Origin of the sequence: Brevibacillus panacihumi W25 (assembly GCF_000503775.1) — a bacterium.
Lineage (GTDB): Bacteria > Bacillota > Bacilli > Brevibacillales > Brevibacillaceae > Brevibacillus > Brevibacillus panacihumi_A.
Genome location: NZ_KI629785.1, coordinates 436,981 through 453,777, shown reverse-complemented (window position 1 = coordinate 453,777; position 16,797 = coordinate 436,981). Strand labels below are relative to the sequence as shown.

Genomic DNA, 16,797 nt, shown 5'->3' with positions numbered 1-16,797 from the left:
AATAAGACAGGATCAGCTGACAATTCAAAATTGTGCTACGATGAACAGAAGAGAAATAAAGGGTAGCAGGAGTAAAAAGAAGCAGGAATAGAAGAGAGGAAGTCATCAGTTGAACATACCAAGAAGGCCGAGAGTAGCCATTATTGCCGGTTCACGGGAGACCGCAGGGGAAATTGTCGCTCAATTGAATGGACTATTCGGACAATGGATAGATTTTTCAGGAATTCCCATCAAGGACTGGGGAGATCAGGATATCGATTTTGACATGGTGCTAATCAGTACCCACACCATCTTCCTCAGGAATACTCCTCCCTGGATCAAGCCAGGTACTGTGATTCTGGTCATCCGCCGGACCTTGACCCTCGGCAGTTGGGAAAATGTTATGGCGATTCCTACAGGGACTCGATTGCTTCTCGTCAATGATGAAAAAGATTCGGCAGAGGAGGCAATCGCTCTTCTGTATGAACTGGGAGCAAGACATATCGAGTGCGTGGCCTACTATCCAGGTGCTGATCTGTCCGAACAGCTTCCCATCGCGATCACGCCAGGAGAAAGTCATCTGGTCCCCGACTATGTGAACCAGATCGTGGACATTGGTGATCGGGTTGTAGATGTGGGGACCATGGTGGATATGCTGACGCAGTTAAACTTGTTGAACGGCACAACCCGCAACATTCTGGCCCGATACGCAGAAAGCATCGTATCGCGCAGTCAAGGTTTGGAATTGACCATGAAAGGCCTGATTCATGCCAAAAAAATGCTGCAGCAAACGCTGAATATGGTTCAGGACGTGGTCATTGGCTATGATCAGCACGGAAGCATTACGCTGCTCAACCAAGAGGCCAAAGCATTTTTTTCCTGTACCGCAGAAGAAGCACAGGATGTCATGCGCTTGCTCAAGCAGGAGGGAGCGGAATGTCCTTCGTTCGAGGAAGAATGGAAGGATGTCCTGACACAAATCAAGAAGCAGAAGGTCATTCTCAACAATCAGCACATCGTGACGAACGGCCGGATGACGGGAGGCGTGTTGACCCTCAAAGTGGCGAAGCGGGTGGAAGAGCTGGAATTGAAGCTCCGCTTTCAACCGAAGGGGCACGTGGCTAAGTTCGGCTTTCACGAATTGGTTACAGTGAGCGAGAAAATGAAACAGATCGTACAGCGTGCGAAAAAAATGGCATCAACCGATTTGAATGTGCTGATTCTTGGGGAGAGCGGGACGGGAAAAGAGCTGTTTGCTCACGCGATCCATCAATCGTCGAAACGTGCGAACTATCCATTTGTTGCAGTCAATTGCAGCGCATTGCCAGATAATCTCCTTGAGAGCGAGCTGTTTGGCTACGAAGATGGAGCGTTTACCGGAGCCAAAAAGGGAGGGAAACCGGGATTATTTGAGGAAGCCCATAAAGGTACGATCTTTTTGGACGAGATCGGCGACATTTCACCCAGCCTGCAAAGCCGGCTATTGCGCGTGATTCAGCAAAAAGAGGTATTGAAAGTAGGGGGTACGAGGCTATTTCCGATTGATGTCCGAATCATCGCCGCCACCAATCGGGATTTGTCCAAATTAGTGGCAGAAGGGAAATTTCGCGATGATTTGTACTATCGTCTGCGGGTCTTGCAGTTGGATATCCCGCCGCTTCGTGAAAGGCCCGAGGATATTCCGTATTTGGCGACTTGGTTTCTGGAGCGCAGAGGCGCCCATCCGGGCCATGTTCATCAGTTGAAGGACGCATTGATGCGGTATCCATGGCCGGGGAATGTCAGGGAATTGGAAAATACGATGGAGTATATCGCGTTTATGAATGAAGGATGCGAGACGCTGGAGGACATTCCATTGTTTTTGCAGGGCAGTGCTGATACAGTGTCTAACCGCGGGACTCCGCATCTCGATTTGCAGGAGCTGCCAGGTGAGAAAAGAGAGCTCTTGATTTTGCAAATGATTCACCAAGGGCGGGTGAGTGGGCAAAATACGGGCAGACGTGCGCTGGTGAGACGCGCAAGAGAGAGCGGCTACGTGATTACGGAAAATGATATGCGCAAGACGCTTGATCAACTGCGTGAAGCTGGCTTGATTGAAGTTACTCCTGGTCGTGCCGGTTGTAAGTTGACAAGCAAGGGGAGTGCCTATTTGCAAGGATAAATGGGTGAAATGGGATGATCAGGTGGAGTTAGCCCGATTATCCCATTTTTATTTGGTGAAAGCCTAGCCTTTTTGCCTAGTAAAAAGGTGGCATGGTACTTGCAAATAAAAAATTGCGTGAAGATTTACTAAATTTTCTCCGGATAGGAGGGGAAGGATGCCGCCCCCTATAGAGAACAAAGAAAGAAATGGCAAAAAGGATGTGGTAGGGATGGAGAAGCCGTTGCTTGCATTGCTGTGCGACCTGATTCGAATGGAAGCCACTTCTGCGACTGCGATCAATCAATCGGCGACATTCTGTGCGGAGTGGCTGAACCGTCATGGCCTCAAGACGGAGGTTCTGATGAATCAGGGACTGAAGAGCGTAGTGGCGAGCAAGGGTGCACACAAACCAGGAAAGCCTACTGTCGTGTTGAATGGACATCTCGATGTCGTGCCGGGGGAGCCTCATTTGTTCGAACCAAAGATCGTCGAGGACAGGCTGTATGCGCGAGGCAGCTACGATATGCTAGGCGCAGTGGCCGCCATGATGATGGCGATGGTGGAGCTGCGTGAGGAAGAGCTTGATTGCCATGTTCTCTTGCAGCTGGTCCCGGATGAAGAGACGGGAGGAATGAAGGGCACAGGCTTCTTGGCGCAAAATGGCTTTCTTGGCGATTTCGTCATTTGCGGAGAACCTACGAACTTGCACATCGCCGTGCAAGCCAAAGGCGTATTGCAACTGAAGGTGGAAGTGACAGGTGTCGCCGCTCACGGAAGCCGTCCCTGGCTCGGAAAGAATGCAATTCTCTGTGCTATGGACGTATACCGAAAGATCGAAGGGCTCGATTTCTTGAAACAAAGCTCAGCTTTCTATGATCGTCCGTCCTTCAATATCGCGCGGATCGAAGCGGGAGGGGCCCTCAATCAAGTGCCTGATGCATGCTCGTTCTGTCTGGATATTCGCTACCTGCCTGGACAGGATCGGGATGAGATTCTTTCCGATATTCGGCGGGCTGTCCCGGAGGCTGACGTAAGCGTACTCCAGGAGGGCGCTCCCGTTCTAACCTACGCAGATGACCCTTACGTTCGGCTGCTGCGTCATTCGACGAGTACAGTGGCGGCTATGCCGGTAAGGATGTTTGGCCAAGACGGCTCTGCCGACACGCGCTTTTTCGCCGCCCATGGAATACCGGCAGTCGAGTTCGGACCAATTGGAGCCAATCATCATGGTCCGGATGAATATGTAGAAATTCCATCGTTATTCACTTATCAAAAAATCATCGAAAAATTCGTACAATCCATTCAGGGAAGGGAAGATGTCAAATGAAATTGCAAAACAAAGTGGTTATCGTAACAGGAGCCGGATCCGGTAATGGACGAGCTATCGCATTGCGCTACTTCGAAGAGGGGGCAACCGTCGTTGTTGCAGACATCAATGAATCGGGAGCCAATGAAACCATCGCGATGGCGCCGGCGGGAAGCAAAGGGATGGTAATCAAGGTAGATGTTACCAATCCGGCAGACGTAGAAAAAATGGTGTCGCAAACGGTACAGGAATTCGGTCAACTCGATATTCTCGTGAACAATGCCGGTATCGTCGCTTTTACGCCATTTCTCGAGCTTGGCGTAGAGGAGTGGGACCGCGTCCACAACGTCAATCTGAAAGCGCCATTCCTCTGCTCCCAGGCAGCAGCCAAGGAAATGATCAAGGCGGGCCGTGGCGGCAGAATTATCAATATTACTTCGGTTGAAGCGCATCGCGTAGTTTCCAGCAGCGGTCATTGCCAGCCGCATTACAACTCGTCCAAGGGTGGATTGTTCATGCTGACCAAAGCGATCGCGCTGGAGCTTGCTTCCCATGGCATTACAGTAAATGCGGTGGCTCCTGGTGTAGTGGAAACGCCATTTACACAAAAAGGCTTGGAAAATCCTGAGGTCAAAGAGTGGGTTCTGGAACGTGTGCCCGCAGGTCGAGTTGGAAAACCGGCTGATGTAGCCAATGCCGTAGTCTTTCTCTCGTACGACGAGTCGGAGTACATTACGGGCAGCACGCTTGTCGTAGATGGCGGTTGGACTATTCACTAAGGAGAGAGGGGGGAAGGCAAGTGGGCAAGATTGATCTAGCGCAATTGGCAGAGCTGGTGGCCAGTGGAGAAATCGAAACGGTAACGATTGCGGGCGTCGACATGCAGGGCAAGCTGTTTGGAAAAAAAGTGCCTGCCCGCTACTTTCTGGATGACGCCAAGGACGGCATTCACACGTGCGCCATTAACTTCATTTGGGATGCCAGCCTGAAATACGCGGAAAATTATGAGTTTTGCAATCTGGATAGCGGGTTGCACGACATGCTGGTCGTTCCCGATCTGACCACCTTGCGTCGCTACCCCTGGATTGAACGGACTGCGCTGGTGCTGGGCGATCTGTACAACAAGGACGGGTCGGAAGTGTCAATCGCACCGCGCAATATTTTGAAACGGCAGTTGAACAAAGCCTCCGCCAAGGGATATAAAGTCAATGCTGCGTCCGAGATGGAGTTCTACTTGTATCAGGAGACGAGCGATAGCATTCGTGAAAAGAATTTTATTGATCTGAAGCCGCTGTTCTCCTATCCGGTCGATTATTCCATCTTTCGCTTAAATGTGGATGACTGGTTTCTCTCGCAGTTGTCTCGCCATTTGGAGGGAGCAGGCGTACCGTTGGAGGCGATCAAGGGCGAATACGGCAAGGGACAGGTCGAGCTGAATGTCCGGTATGCCGAAGCGCTGGAGATGGCGGATCGTACAGCCGTTTACAAGAACGGCATCAAGGAAATCGCAGTTATGAACAAGCTGATGGCGACGTTTATGGCCAAGCCTGACACGGATGAGCCAGGCAGCAGCGGACATACCCATATCAGCCTGTGGGATCCAAACGGCAACAATCTATTTTACGATCCGGCCGGCACGTATGGACTTTCCGAGACAGGCCGCTTTTTCCTCGGCGGCATGCTGGCGCTTTCTCCAGCCATGATGCTCTTCTACGCGCCGTACATCAATTCGTACAAGCGGCTTGCCAATGGCGGCGGGGCTCCCAACACCTTGACATGGGGCGAAGACAACCGCTTCACTTCGTTTCGCACCGATGGCAAAGGGAAGTCGTGCCGGATTGAAAACCGGATTCCAGGCGCAGATGTCAATCACTATCTGGTGCTTGCCGCTATGCTGGCATCCGGTCTGTACGGCATCAAAAATCGCATAGACATCGCCGCCCCTACCCGTGGAGAGCCCTCCAGCAATCCCGATGTAGAGCGCCTTCCTTCCAATCTTGTGGAAGCGATTACGCAATTGGATCGAAGTGAAATCGTGCGGCAGTTGTTGGGCAATGAAGTGGTGGAGCATTATCTGACAGCGGCCCGCAATGAACTGAACGATTATTTCGCGGAAGTGACGGATTGGGAGCGGAAAAAATACTTCGAGTTTATCTAAGCTAGCTGATAGGACCCGTCATAAAGGCGGTGTCGGAAGCGGGCAGAGCAGGATGTGAAAGGAGTGGAGCACGACAGATGAAAGAGAAGAGCATGGAATGGAACCACATGTGGATTGACGGAGAGCAAGTCACTTTGCAGGAGACCTTCGAAGTATACAACCCGGCGACAGGAGCAGTCCTGGCCTATGTTCCGAATGGAGGAGAAAGGGAGACGAAGCAAGCGATCGACGCCGCCTACCGGGCATTTCCGGAATGGTCCAAGCGGACAGCAGGGGATCGGGCTGGATACCTGCTGGACTGGGCAGACCGGATTTTGGCCCATCATGAGGAGCTGGCTTTGCTCCTGTCGAGCGAGCAAGGGAAACCGCTCGCTGAGGCACGGGGCGAAATAGCGGGAACCGCGTACATGATTCGCTACAATGCGGAAGAAGGACAGCGGCTGGCGGGAGAGATCATCCCGGCATCGAATCCAGGACAAAAGCTGATGGTCTTTCGGGAAGCGGTAGGTGTAGCCGGTCTCATCACGCCTGCCAATTTCCCGGCGGCGATCTTGGCGCAAAAGGTGGCTCCGGCATTGGTGGCAGGATGTACCATTGTGCTGAAGCCTGCAGAGCAGACTCCTTGTATCGCTATTGCTTTGTTCCGTCACCTGATGGAGACAGGCATCCCTCAGGGTGTCGCAAATCTGGTAACGGGCGAACCGGCTGCCATCGGCAACATGCTATCAGCAGACCCAAGAGTGCGCAAAATTTCGTTCACGGGTTCCACGGAAGTAGGCAAAATCCTGATGAGACAGGCTGCTGATCACGTGAAGCGATTGACCTTGGAATTGGGTGGAAACTCTCCGGTCATCGTCTTCCCGGATGCTGATCTGGACGCGGCAGCGGAGAAAATCGTCAGCAATAAATTTGAAAATGCCGGGCAAGTGTGCAACGGGATCAACCTCATCTATGCCCACAAAAAGATCCATCAGGAATTGGTGGACAAGCTGGCGGAGCGAATCAGCCGACTGCAAGTGGCCCCGGGATTAGCGCCAGACAGCCAGGTGGGAGCCATGATCGATCCATCCTACTTGGCCAAGGTGGAGCGTCTGGTAGCGGATGCCGTGGAAAAAGGGGCAAAGGTGCTGACAGGCGGTCGCCGACTTACAGAAAACGGACTCGGGAATGGATTGTTTTTTGCGCCCACTCTTCTGGACGAGGTGACACATGACATGGAGCTGACCAAGGAAGAGATCTTTGGGCCAGTAGCCCCGGTTCTTACCTTCGAGGATGAGACGGAGGTGCTTGAACGCAGCAACAACACGCCGTATGGGCTGGCTGGCTACGTCTTTACGCGGGACGCCGCCAGAATGTTCCGCATGATCGCGGGGCTCGAGGTAGGAAACATGGCGATCAACGGGACCTCTCTCGCATATCCGCAAGCGCCTTTTGGGGGCGTGAAGGCGAGTGGAATCGGACGTGTCGGAGGAAAACAAGGCGTCGAAGAATTTACGGAACTGAAATACGTGGCCCTCACTTTCGAGTGAGGGGTCACACCTCTTCGAAGATTCAACATCCATATAAATCGGGGGGATTAGCTTGGGTGACATGAAAGTACAGACAGGCTTGAATGAGAATGGATCTGCATTGACCAACCTCGGCTACAAACAGGAACTGAAACGTGCCTTGACCATGAAAGATCTCGTTGTCTACGGGTTGATCACGATGCTCCCGATCGCGCCTATCCAGGTTTATGGCATGCTGGCGCACGAAAGCTCAGGCATGGTGCCGCTCGTCTACCTGGTCGGGATCGTGGCCATGGTATTTACAGCACTCAGCTACAGCCAAATGAGCAAGGAGTTTCCCATTGCGGGCTCCGTATATTCCTATGTACAGAGGGGACTGAACCCGCATGTAGGGTTTGCGACAGGCTGGCTGATCGCGGTCGATTACATTATGGGCCCAGCGCTCTTGGCGTCCTTTTCAGCGATGTGGCTGAACAGCATTTTTCCAGCAATCCCGACCTATCTGCTGATCCTGTTGTTCCTTTTCATCAATACCTTCATCAATGCGAGAGGGATCTCCCTGACAGCTCGCACGAACCTGGTATTTCTCATCATGGAACTCTCCGTGTTAGCGGTATTCATCGCCTGCACGATCAAGTTTGTCTTTGTGGACGGCAATGGGATGGGTGGTTTCTCATTAGCTCCGCTGATTCAACCAGACAAAGTGAACCTCGAATTTCTGGCAAGTGCCGCTTCGATCGCAGTACTCGGATTTCTAGGTTTCGATGTCATCAGTACGTTGTCCGAGGAAGTGAAAGAGCCGCGAAAAACGGTCGGTCGAGCGACGGTATTTTCCTTAGTGGCCATCGGGATGATCTTCATGGTGCAAACCTATCTGGCGTCACTGGCACATCCAAATTATCAAGACCTTGATCCGGATATGGCGTACTTCGATATTGCCAGAGAGGTCGGCGGGGATCTTCTCTACTACCTGTTTATCATCATCGCTGTAGCTGCCGTGGGGATTGCGAATGCATTGGCGATTCAATCGGCAATCGCCCGCATCATCTACTCGATGAGCAGGGATAATCTGCTGCCGTTTGCCGGAATTTTGGGAAAAATACATCCAGTCTACAAAACGCCTTTCAACGCAACGATTTTTGTCGGAATAGTCTCATTCTTTGTTGCCTTATTCGTCTCCATTGAAACGATCATTAAGCTGGTCAACTTCGGAGCGTTAACCTCCTTTATGATGCTGAATCTGACCGTCATCATCTACTTTATTTTCAAGAAAAAACAGCGGGATCCCAAAGGTCTTCTGCTATACGGCCTGCTTCCCTTGCTAGGTTTTTCCATCATTTTCTTCGTTTGGTCAGGTTTCGATACCATGACTTATGTCGTTGGTGGAAGCTGGCTTGCAGCGGGGATCATCCTGGGCGCCGTGAAGTCAAAAGGATACAGGGAAGTGCCGCCCACCATGCGAGACCTGTAAAAGGCGGAAGCAGCCCTCAGTAGGAACCCTCGAACGTTTGAGTCGAGGGTTCTTTTTCGTATCAAACTGCTGGGATGGGATGGTCAAATGGGTGGAACTCACGTGTTCCAGACAGAAAGGATGTTGATAATTTCGTAGATAGCAGCATATAATGGGAACGTAGGTTCGTAAAAGGAGGGGAAGATATGGGCAGCAAGAAAAACGACTTATTCGGCTCATCGAGATTTGTACTGCCGGAGCATCGTGAATTATACATGCGCATCAAGGAACAGGAACGACGCTATGTACCCCCGGAGCTGGACAGTGAGCAGCTGGCGGAGCTGAGTGAGCAGATCTGGCAGGCATATCAATCCGGCGATACGCTGACCCTTTCCTATTATGACGGAAAGGAGCCGAGCCGGCTGTCTGGTCATGTCATGCATATCGACCAGGCGCAGCAGCGGATCAAGCTCCGGACGGGAAGCGGGATGCACTGGCTTTCGTTTGCCAGCCTGCTGCAAGCGGAATGCGGCGAACGCTAGGGATCAATACTCGCAAACCTCCAGGCAGTTTCCATCCAAATCGTAGAAGGCAAAATACTTCGCTCCGTACTCCTTGACCTCTTCTACCTTGACACCGCGGCTTAGCAGGTAGTCGTAGGCCTCGCCAGCATGAGGGACGTAAAAGTTAAACGCGCTTCTACGCGGTTGAAAATACAAGGGATCATCGGTGAGAAACAGTGTAATCGAGGTGTCGCCAAATTTTACACATTGGTATTCCCCTTTCTCGCTTTTCCAGCCGGGAAGACCGCCCAGGACATCCTGATACCAAGCGAACGCTTTCTCGATATCGCGGGTCGGGACAAAAACCGTATCAATGCGTTGGAACATCTTGCTCATCGATCATCGCCTCTTTCTTCAAATAAAGATAAAAAGGATATTCGTTTGGGGTTTGGGAAAATCCTCCTTTTTTTTTTGTCTCAAGCATGTGTAAAAAAAGGCAAACCGCAAAAAACAGCGTGCAGAAGCGAAAGAAGTACCTGCGCGAGAGAAGGATAGCGAGGGAAGCGAAAAGCGGTGAAAAACAGCTCATTTTCGCATTTTCCAGCGCTATGTGGATTTTGCCAGAAGAGCCGTTTCCCTGTATCTTTGTATTCGTTAGAAGAGAACATCTATGAATCAGGGATCTGAGCTTAAGACAAAGGGGATTGTACATGTTAGCACAAGAGATGGGTGTCATTTTCACGAAGCACGTCGATCAAATTACGTCCAAGTGCTGGAGTGAATTTTTGCAGCAGTTGGAGGGTAAAGGTCTGTACGTGGTCATTGAGACAGATACCAATGGGCGGGTGATGAGTCCATTGGGTGGGTTGATGCCAATGCCGTGCAAAAATGAGACGCTCCTTATTCTGACAGCGGATGATTTGCAGCAACGCGGCTTGCCGTTGGGCCATCACATCGTGAATACACGAGACAAAAAAGTCGCAAATTCCTAAAAACAAGCCACCCATGAACCTTTCTGCCGGAAAACCCGTGCGGAAAGGTTTTTTACATTTTCATTCATATACCTAAGGTTATCGATGGATAAAGGAATATATATTATCAATTATTTCAAATCGAATATAGACTAAATGATGAAAGTCGATCTCAGGGTCTAAAAGGAAGTTAGAAACGAGGGATGAATGATGAGAGCTGCGGCGATTCCAAGTCCTGGTCCACCCGATGTCTTGCGGGTAATGGAATTTGAAACTCCACAGGCGGGAAAAGGACAAGTTCGGGTACGAGTCAAGGCTGCCGGAGTACAGCCGTTTGATTTATCGGTACGGAGCAGCGGATGGGCACCACCCGGAATAGAGGTAAAGTATCCACAAATTCTTGGCAACGAGTTTGCAGGAGTGATTGATCAAGTTGGAGAGGACGTCATAAACTTCTCGGTTGGGGATGAAGTGATAGGCTGGGCCCTGCTGGCTAGTTATGCCGAATATGTAGTTGTCCATGTTGAGCAAATTTCGCATAAGCCAAAGAACATGCCTTGGGATGAAGCGGGGGGAATAACAGCTTCTGGACAAACCGCTCACACAGCGTTAAAAGAACTGGGAGTTGGCAAGGGTGACACCGTGCTCATACATGCTGCAGCAGGCGGAGTTGGTACAATAGCTGTTCAGCTAGCACGCGCATGGGGGGCAACGGTTATCGGTACTGCGAGTGAACAAAACCACGACTACCTTCGCTCGCTTGGCGCAATTCCGGTCGCATATGGAGACGGTCTCATCGACCGGGTACGTTCCGTGCAACCGGATGGGGTGGACGCTGTCTTTGACGCTGCCGGGGGCGAAGTCCTGCTTGATTCTTTGGCCCTTGTTCAGGATAAAAATCGTATCGGTACGATCGTCGCATTTGAACTTGCACAGAAGCTTGGTGTTCGAGCAATCCGGAGCCAGCGGTCTGTCGATCGACTTGTCGAATTGGTTGAGCTTTACGAACAAGGGAAATTGCATATCCATATCCGTAAGACATTTCCGCTGCATCAAGCTGAGGATGCTCATCGAGAGATCGAAAGCGGTCACGGTCGAGGAAAGGTTGTCCTGGTCATTGACTAACAAAATCTGAATGATTGTGGAGGGGTCTGCGTGTTATCAATCGGAAAACATTATCGGCAGTACACGTCAAGGGCGCAATGGGGAGGCTGTTGCAAAATGGGTATACGATTTTGCAACAGAACGCAACGATAACGCAAAATACGAGCTAGTGGATCTTGCTGATTTCAATCTTCCGTTTTATGGTTCGGCCATACCTGAAGCGATGCAAGAGGAAGCAAAGGCACATATACAAGCATGGTCAGAAAAAATGGCCTCCTTTGAGAGAGCCCTGCAAAAGTCCACCTACTATCTGTAAACTGAATCCCCAGTGCTTTTAGGTACTGGGGATTCATGTGTCGTGAATGTAGCTGTAGTGGGGAGAAGCATGTTTCCGATCTGCGCTACGGTCTACGTCCCGCAAGGGAGTTAAACTGTCCGCTCCACAGCGATCCCGGGGGAAGCGCAAAACGGCGCGCAGCTCCGGAGTTTATTCATAGGTTGCGCTTTCGTTTCCCCGGGCTTCGCTGTTCCGCTAGGCTGGACTCCGCCAATCGCTCCGCCTGGAAACATGCTTCTCCTCCCCAACCGTAGAGTTTTCAACCAGTACCCCCTTTGGCACTGGGTTTTGTTGTACAATGAAAAGAAAACGAAAGAGTTGGAACCATTGCTACAGCCCTCTAAACAAATGACGGCATCTTTCCATGCCGAATTATACAAACTGATTCCCGAGGATCACCCATTACGAAAAATCAATGAAATCGTAGATTTCACGTTTATTCATGACTTAGTTCGTTCCTCTTATTGTGAGCATTACGGAAGACCTGCTAACGAACCAGAACTCCTGTTTCGTTTGCTGTTTTTACAAGTTCTCTACAATCTTTCGGATGAACGCATCATTCAGGAAACGCAGGTAAACCTCGCTTACAAGTGGTTTTTAGGTGTAAATCCGGAGGATAACCTTCCTGACCCCTCCCAACTGTCTCGCTTTCGTAATCATCGATTAGGAGCAGGAGCCGTGGATGAGGTGCTCATATCAGTTGTGCGTCAGTGCATTGAAAAAGGTCTTGTGAAGTCAAAGACGATCATCATGGACTCCACCCATACACTGGCAGCTTCGCAAAAACAAAAGCCACTTGAAGTACTTCGAGATGCGGCGAAGCGCCTGTTCCGTGTTGTGGTGAAAAAGCATCCCAAGCTTGAGAAGAAACTCCCGAAGTTACCGGGGTTGAGGAAAGAAGATCAAGAGGATGCCGAGAAGATCATGCTTCAGTACCTGGCTAATCTTGGGGAAACTGTTGAGTTGTTGTTGCCGGATCATGAAGGTTCCATCTCGGAGAAAGTTCGAATCGCCAAGGCCATCGTGGAAGACGAGCGTCTCCTTGCCAATAAAGGCATTATGTCGGCCATTGATCCGGATGCACGCTTTGGATGGAAGAGCAATACAAAATCCTTTTTTGGCTACAAAGAACATATCGCCATGACAGAAGAAGAGATCATTACGGCTGTGGAAGTTACTGAAGGAAGTTCGGATGACGGCAAACAATTCAAAGAACTTTTGAATCAAACCTTGGACGCAGGTATAGAAGTACATGAAGTGATTGCTGACACTGCATATTCGGGTAAAGATAATTTGGAAGAGATGAAAAGTAAGCAGATTCAACCCGTCGTACCACTTAACCCGATCGTACATAACGGAGGGCTTAGACAAGAAGGTTTTGAATACAACAAGGATGCAGACTTTGTTATTTGTCCGGCAGGACAACACAGTATTCGAAAAGCTGTCCAAGGAAGCAAGCAAAGTGGCAATAGTCGTTCTCTTGTTTTCTATTTCGATACCGAGAAATGCAAGGCGTGCCCGCTTAAGGAAGGATGCTTCAAGCCAGGAGCGAAGAGCAAAACCTATTCCATTCGGATTGTGGCGGAACATTACCAAGAGCAAATCGAGTTTGAGAAAAGCGATACGTTCAAGGAACGTATTTGTCGCAGACCGATTATTGAACATAAAAATGCGGAACTAAAAAGGTATCATGGGATGACCAAGGCTAAGTACCGTGGTCTCTTTCGCATGCGAATACAGGCAATACTTACGACTTTCGTCGTAAATGTAAAACGGATGATAAAATTAACAGAGAAAATGCAGTCCGCCTCCTGAGGGAGATTGAACTGCATTTTTTCGTTATTGCCCTCTTTTTTACACAATTCAATGGGGTTACTCGAGTTGCAAGCTCCAACAAGGGGATTTTGCAGGGCTCTCCTTTGACGGCTATATTTTCGTAACGCCAGAATATAATCATGCCACTACGGGTGTATTAAAAAATGCGCTGGATTACCTGAATCTTGAAGTGAACAATAAGGCCGCCGGTTTTGCCGCTTATGGCAGCTTGGGCGGTGCGCGTGCAATCGAAAATCTTCGCCTGATTTTGGGTGAATTGCAGGTAGCTGATGTTCGTACGGCAATTACGTTCTCGCTTTTGACGGATTTTGAAAACATGAGCGCGTTCAAGCCCGCTGATTACCATGCCAAGAACGCGAACCAAATGCTTGACCAACTCCTCTCATGGAGCGGTGCATTGCAGACAATTAGACAAAAATAATACTGACATATCACAGCCTCCTACAATGGTTCCTCCTGGTGACCGTTGTAGAGGTTTTTTATTTGCAGAAGGAATATCGCAATAGACGGGCAATTAAGAAAGGAGGGAATGAAAAGAGGGGGCTGTGCTATGACCACAACGATTTTTACGAATGGACATATTTACACGGGAGACCAGCAAACCCGTTTTGTAGAAGCAATTGTCGTACGGGATGGACTTGTCCACGATCTCGGAAGTGATGCGGATATGCGTTTGCAATGGGGCAAGGAAGCTCATGTTATCGATTTGCAGGGGCGTACTGTTACGCCGGGACTGATCGACAGTCATTTGCATCTGGGATGGCAGGGTTTGACGTTTTTGCAGCTTGATCTGGGCAAAGCAAGGTCCAAGGATGACATGCTTCGGCTGATCAAGCAAAGAGCAGACGAGACGGGCCCCGGGGAGTGGATCGAGGGATTCGGCTGGGATGAGAATTTGTTTGCAAGCGGGGGAATTCCCAGCATCGAGGAGCTGGACCATGTAGCGCCTCACTGCCCGATCATGCTCTCGCGCATCTGCGGCCATGCCCATCTGGTCAACAGCAAGGCGCTGGAGAAGATTGGCTACCACAAAGAAATGCCAGTGCCTGCTGGAGGCGTGGTCGTTTGCGATGAGGCTTCGGGGCAGCCAACAGGGATGCTCTTGGAGACGGCATCGAATCTGGTTAGACCGCATATTCCCAAGCCGGATTATGAGCAGCTGAAAAAGTCTTTGCGCCGCTCCATCCAGTATGCGATGCAGCATGGGCTGACAGGCGCGCACACGGAAGATCTGCGCGAGTTGGGCGGCTTGGCGCAGACCTATCAGCTCTACGACGAACTGATCAACCAGGAAGGACTGGCGCTTCGCTGCAACCTGCTCGTCTACTATCCCCATATGCACGAGCTGCGCGACCTGCGGATGCACGCCGGATACGGCAACGATCACGTCCGGATCGGCGCGGTCAAAATTTTTGCGGACGGGGCTTTGGGTCGACGAACGGCTTATTTGTCTGCACCTTATGCGGATGATCCCTCCACCAGCGGCTATCCGGTCCATGAGCAGGAGGAGTTGACAGAGCTGGTACGGCAGGCAAGAAGCCTGTCCATGCCGATCGCCGTTCATACCATAGGGGACAAGGCACTGGAAATGGTCCTGGACAGCCTGGATCTCTTCGCACCTGCCGCGTACCCGGATCGTTTGATTCATACGCAGATTGTCCGCCCCGATCTGCTGGAGAGACTGCGTCATCCTCACCGCATCGCGGACATCCAGCCGCGCTTTTTGGCGGGAGACTTCCCTTGGGTGATCGATCGGGTCGGACCGGAGCGGATTTCGAACTCCTATATTTGGAAAACAATGCTGAACAAAGGCATTATCTGTGCGGGTGGTTCTGATACTCCAGTTGAGCCAATTGATCCTTTGCTCGGGATTCATGCGGCGGTCACACGCAAAGCGCCGGGAGACACCCATGATGGGTACATGCCAGAAGAAAAGCTGACGATGGAGGAAGCGATCGCCCTGTTCACAGTAGGAGGCGCCCAGGTAACGGCAGAGTCACATGTGAAAGGAACGCTGGCACGAGGGAAATTCGCGGATATGACCGTCTATTCTCATGAATTGTTTACCATGGATCCCGATGCCCTGCTCGAAACCAAAATCGAGATGACCGTAATTGGCGGCAAGGTAGTCTACACGCGATAAGCAAGGCAGGCAAAAGAAGAATCCGGCTCTGATACACAGGAGCCGGATGTATTTCTTTCAGGAGGAAAAGTCCCGGGATGTGGGGGAAGCCGAACTTTTTCTCCCCGATGCAGCGAAGGGCAGGTACAGCAGGAGAAACATGACAATTGCGACGCCTTCCAGGGAGATGATGTACCACGGATAGGCACCCAGATAATCAATCAGGCTGGGGTTATCCGGCTTGCGGGAGACGAACAGATAATTCCCGCCCGTCCATCGATTGACCAGCAGCGCGATGACGAGAAGCAGGTTGAGGAAGACCATCGTCTTCCAAACTGATCGCAGCGTCGGCTGATACTTTTCCACCCAGGTCATGTACAGGCAAGCCCAGATGATGCAGGCATGCGCGAGAAAAAAGTGCAGGAAGCGGAAGTGCGGGAAGGGATAGAACAGCTCAGGAGTAAGCATGGCCTGGAGGGCGCCACCAACCCCGGCGAAAAACGTCACTTCGTATAGCGCATAGCTTTTGCTGTAGAGCATGACGACACATAAAAGCAAGGAGACACTGCATAACTGCAATGGTAAGGTATAGGCAGTCGACCAGGTCTGCGTCCACACATGCCAAAACTGAAAGGCCAATTCGGTCAAAAGCAATGTGGCAGCAAGAGTATGGCGCATCGTTTCTTTCATGGAAGAGGCTCGAAGTTTTCTCCGATAAAAGTATAAAGCCCATGTGCCAGCGGCAAAAAGCAGCAAAACAACCAGGTGAGAAAGTGAAAAAAGGCGGAAAGGCTCGCCGGAAATGGTGTAAGAAAGAAAAGTTTCAAGCATAAACAGGCTCCTGACAAAAAGTTATGAAAGAATTCACACAATTTACACACATACAGGCTGAAATACATAAAGAATCGTTTATAATACGAGTATAGAGAGAGAATATATCGGAAAGGAGATCGTGCTGTGAACTTGGTATTGACAGAAAGACAGTGCACATCTTGTCAGGCGCGTTTGACCGAGTATGAAATCGAAAATAACAACGGTCTATGCATAGATTGCTACAAAGATAGTCAGAAAAATGAATCAACAGAAAAATAAGCTTCAGCCCCCTCTTCGTTTCGACGGAGAGGGGTGCTTTTATATTTCTGACCGTTTTTCCACAAGGACGAGTATGAAAGTCGCGATTGGTCCGAGCAGCAAGGAAAGCAGAAACCAGTTGAATCCGCTGCGGTTTTTCCCTTGCGCAATCCCCGCGTTGATTAGGGCGAGCGTCCCCCACCCGATGCCATATTCCTGGATCACGAACTCCCTCCTATCCATTGACTGAAGAAAATCACACCCAGATTATACCATAAAGTCAGAAGGTTCCTAAAGCAGAGAAGCAGA

General features: G+C 50.5%; 15 protein-coding genes and 1 pseudogene. 13 read left to right on the top strand and 3 right to left on the bottom strand.

What is annotated here, in order from left to right; genetic code table 11:
- Nucleotides 1-109: 109 nt before the first annotated feature.
- The 7 genes from T458_RS43100 to T458_RS43070 all read left to right on the top strand — a co-directional run bounded on the left by T458_RS43100 (nt 110) and on the right by T458_RS43070 (nt 9,086).
- On the top strand, nt 110-2,140 hold the full coding sequence (locus T458_RS43100) for a sigma-54 interaction domain-containing protein (protein ID WP_023557287.1): 2,031 nt from the start codon (nt 110-112) through the stop codon (nt 2,138-2,140).
- Nucleotides 2,141-2,297: 157 nt separating this feature from the next.
- Complete coding sequence (locus tag T458_RS43095; RefSeq protein ID WP_023557286.1) at nt 2,298-3,449, top strand: M20 family metallopeptidase; 1,152 nt, start codon at nt 2,298-2,300, stop codon at nt 3,447-3,449.
- On the top strand, nt 3,446-4,207 hold the full coding sequence (locus T458_RS43090; protein WP_023557285.1) for an SDR family NAD(P)-dependent oxidoreductase: 762 nt from the start codon (nt 3,446-3,448) through the stop codon (nt 4,205-4,207). Before T458_RS43095 ends, T458_RS43090 begins: the two co-directional genes overlap by 4 nt.
- 20 nt (nt 4,208-4,227) lie before the next feature.
- Nucleotides 4,228-5,586 (top strand): glutamine synthetase family protein, encoded by a 1,359-nt coding sequence (locus T458_RS43085; RefSeq protein ID WP_023557284.1) that lies wholly within the window; start codon nt 4,228-4,230, stop codon nt 5,584-5,586.
- A gap of 77 nt (nt 5,587-5,663) precedes the next feature.
- On the top strand, nt 5,664-7,115 hold the full coding sequence (locus tag T458_RS43080; protein ID WP_023557283.1) for an NAD-dependent succinate-semialdehyde dehydrogenase: 1,452 nt from the start codon (nt 5,664-5,666) through the stop codon (nt 7,113-7,115).
- 61 nt (nt 7,116-7,176) lie between these two features.
- Nucleotides 7,177-8,565, top strand: a complete 1,389-nt coding sequence (locus T458_RS43075) for an APC family permease (protein WP_051410107.1) — start codon at nt 7,177-7,179, stop codon at nt 8,563-8,565.
- A gap of 185 nt (nt 8,566-8,750) precedes the next feature.
- On the top strand, nt 8,751-9,086 hold the full coding sequence (locus tag T458_RS43070; RefSeq protein WP_023557281.1) for a YolD-like family protein: 336 nt from the start codon (nt 8,751-8,753) through the stop codon (nt 9,084-9,086).
- 3 nt (nt 9,087-9,089) lie between these two features.
- Here T458_RS43070 and T458_RS43065 read toward each other — a convergent pair whose 3' ends face one another.
- Nucleotides 9,090-9,443: a VOC family protein gene (locus T458_RS43065; RefSeq protein WP_023557280.1), complete on the bottom strand. Its 354-nt coding sequence runs from the start codon at nt 9,441-9,443 to the stop codon at nt 9,090-9,092.
- Nucleotides 9,444-9,757: 314 nt separating this feature from the next.
- Here T458_RS43065 and T458_RS43055 point away from each other — a divergent pair, with 314 nt between their 5' ends.
- The 6 genes and pseudogenes from T458_RS43055 to T458_RS43030 all read left to right on the top strand — a co-directional run bounded on the left by T458_RS43055 (nt 9,758) and on the right by T458_RS43030 (nt 15,438).
- Nucleotides 9,758-10,039 (top strand): hypothetical protein, encoded by a 282-nt coding sequence (locus tag T458_RS43055; protein WP_023557278.1) that lies wholly within the window; start codon nt 9,758-9,760, stop codon nt 10,037-10,039.
- A gap of 189 nt (nt 10,040-10,228) precedes the next feature.
- Nucleotides 10,229-11,143 (top strand): NADP-dependent oxidoreductase, encoded by a 915-nt coding sequence (locus tag T458_RS43050; protein ID WP_023557277.1) that lies wholly within the window; start codon nt 10,229-10,231, stop codon nt 11,141-11,143.
- 10 nt (nt 11,144-11,153) lie between these two features.
- Nucleotides 11,154-11,438, top strand: coding sequence for an NADPH-dependent FMN reductase (locus T458_RS43045; protein WP_023557276.1), 285 nt, complete (start codon nt 11,154-11,156; stop codon nt 11,436-11,438).
- Nucleotides 11,439-11,786: 348 nt separating this feature from the next.
- Entirely contained in the window at nt 11,787-13,274 is a 1,488-nt protein-coding gene (locus T458_RS43040; RefSeq protein WP_031305284.1) for an IS1182 family transposase, read from the top strand.
- Nucleotides 13,275-13,374: 100 nt separating this feature from the next.
- A pseudogene (locus T458_RS56530) lies at nt 13,375-13,716 on the top strand (NADPH-dependent FMN reductase); the annotation flags it as partial.
- Nucleotides 13,717-13,845: 129 nt separating this feature from the next.
- Nucleotides 13,846-15,438: an amidohydrolase gene (locus T458_RS43030; protein WP_023557274.1), complete on the top strand. Its 1,593-nt coding sequence runs from the start codon at nt 13,846-13,848 to the stop codon at nt 15,436-15,438.
- A 57-nt stretch (nt 15,439-15,495) separates the two neighbouring features.
- Here the strand turns inward: T458_RS43030 and T458_RS43025 are convergent, their stop codons facing one another.
- Together T458_RS43025 and T458_RS57240 are read right to left on the bottom strand one after the other, a co-directional pair.
- Nucleotides 15,496-16,248 (bottom strand): YwaF family protein, encoded by a 753-nt coding sequence (locus tag T458_RS43025; protein ID WP_023557273.1) that lies wholly within the window; start codon nt 16,246-16,248, stop codon nt 15,496-15,498.
- A gap of 300 nt (nt 16,249-16,548) precedes the next feature.
- Nucleotides 16,549-16,713: a hypothetical protein gene (locus T458_RS57240; RefSeq protein ID WP_023557272.1), complete on the bottom strand. Its 165-nt coding sequence runs from the start codon at nt 16,711-16,713 to the stop codon at nt 16,549-16,551.
- Nucleotides 16,714-16,797 lie beyond the last annotated feature (84 nt).

Bases quoted from the DNA above. Each gene is read 5' to 3' on its own strand.
- T458_RS43025 (WP_023557273.1), bottom strand. From the start codon at position 16,248: ATGCTTGAAACTTTTCTTTCTTACACCATTTCCGGCGAGCCTTTCCGC.
- T458_RS43095 (WP_023557286.1), top strand. From the start codon at position 2,298: ATGCCGCCCCCTATAGAGAACAAAGAAAGAAATGGCAAAAAGGATGTG.
- T458_RS43030 (WP_023557274.1), top strand. From the start codon at position 13,846: ATGACCACAACGATTTTTACGAATGGACATATTTACACGGGAGACCAG.
- T458_RS43065 (WP_023557280.1), bottom strand. From the start codon at position 9,443: ATGAGCAAGATGTTCCAACGCATTGATACGGTTTTTGTCCCGACCCGC.
- T458_RS43045 (WP_023557276.1), top strand. From the start codon at position 11,154: ATGATTGTGGAGGGGTCTGCGTGTTATCAATCGGAAAACATTATCGGC.
- T458_RS43055 (WP_023557278.1), top strand. From the start codon at position 9,758: ATGTTAGCACAAGAGATGGGTGTCATTTTCACGAAGCACGTCGATCAA.
- T458_RS43090 (WP_023557285.1), top strand. From the start codon at position 3,446: ATGAAATTGCAAAACAAAGTGGTTATCGTAACAGGAGCCGGATCCGGT.
- T458_RS43070 (WP_023557281.1), top strand. From the start codon at position 8,751: ATGGGCAGCAAGAAAAACGACTTATTCGGCTCATCGAGATTTGTACTG.
- T458_RS43080 (WP_023557283.1), top strand. From the start codon at position 5,664: ATGAAAGAGAAGAGCATGGAATGGAACCACATGTGGATTGACGGAGAG.
- T458_RS43050 (WP_023557277.1), top strand. From the start codon at position 10,229: ATGAGAGCTGCGGCGATTCCAAGTCCTGGTCCACCCGATGTCTTGCGG.
- T458_RS43075 (WP_051410107.1), top strand. From the start codon at position 7,177: ATGAAAGTACAGACAGGCTTGAATGAGAATGGATCTGCATTGACCAAC.